The organism is Pseudomonas huaxiensis, assembly GCF_003231275.1.
GTDB classification, from domain to species: domain Bacteria; phylum Pseudomonadota; class Gammaproteobacteria; order Pseudomonadales; family Pseudomonadaceae; genus Aquipseudomonas; species Aquipseudomonas huaxiensis.
Genome location: NZ_QKVL01000133.1, coordinates 1 through 1123, shown reverse-complemented (window position 1 = coordinate 1123; position 1123 = coordinate 1). Strand labels below are relative to the sequence as shown.

Sequence of the window (1123 nt, the reverse complement as noted above, 5' to 3'; positions counted from 1 at the left end):
GAGCGTCACTGCTCCGGTAACCGGTGCCCCGCTGGTCATCACTCTGGCCAACGGCCAGTCGATCACTATTCCGGTCAATGCGAGCAGCGGTTCGGTCGATTTCATCGCTCCGAACAACGTGTTGAATACCAACACCCCGCTCACAAACAGCATCACCGGCGTGACTGGCGGCAACTACGAGCACCTGGAAACCGCAGGTACTCCGACCACCGTCGTCACCGACGATCCGGCTCGTCTGGACACCACCGGCCTGACCCTGTCCGCCACCGGCTCCGTCCAGGAAGGCGGCAACATCGTTTATACCGCCAAGCTGACCAACCCGGCTGGCACCGAAATGAAGATCACCTTGAGCAACGGTGAAACAATCACCATCGCCAAGGATGCCACCGAAGGCTCCGTCACCTTCGCTGCACCGAAAGACACCGTGTACGTCGACGCAGGTAGCGTCAGCGTGACCATCACCGGTACCACTGGTGGTGATTTCGAACACCTCGAAGTCAGCCCAACCGCAGCGGTTACTGCGGTCACCGACAGCATCGATACTTCGACCGTCACCCTGACCGCGACTGCCAGTGCTGTTGAAGGCGGCGTAGTCACCTACACCGCTTCGGTTACCGCGCCAGTGACCGGCGCCCCGCTGGTCATTACTCTGGCTAACGGCCAAAGCATCACCATTCCAGTGAATGCTTCGAGCGGCTCGGTCGATTTCATCGCTCCGAACAACGTGTTGAACACCAACACGCCGCTGACCAACAGCATCACTGGCGTGACTGGCGGCAACTACGAACACCTGGAAACCGCAGGCACTCCGACCACTGTCGTCACCGACGATCCAGCGCGCCTGGACACCACCGGTCTGACCCTCAGCGCCACTGGTTCGGTACAAGAAGGCGGCAACATCGTTTACACCGCCAAGCTGACTAACCCAGCCGGCACTGAGATGAAGATCACCTTGAGCAATGGTGAAACCATCACCATTGCCAAGGACGCCACCGAAGGTTCCGTGACCTTCGCCGCGCCGAAAGACACTGTTTATGTGGATGCCGGTAGCGTTAGCGTGACCATCACCGGTACCACTGGTGGCGACTTCGAGCACCTCGAAGTCAGCCCAACCGCAGCGGTC

The 1123-nt window shown here is 59.8% G+C and carries 1 protein-coding gene; it reads left to right on the top strand.

Annotated features, from left to right (window positions below):
- A partial coding sequence (locus tag DM374_RS32540; protein WP_177431648.1) for an immunoglobulin-like domain-containing protein occupies positions 1-1123 on the top strand: 1123 nt, incomplete at both ends.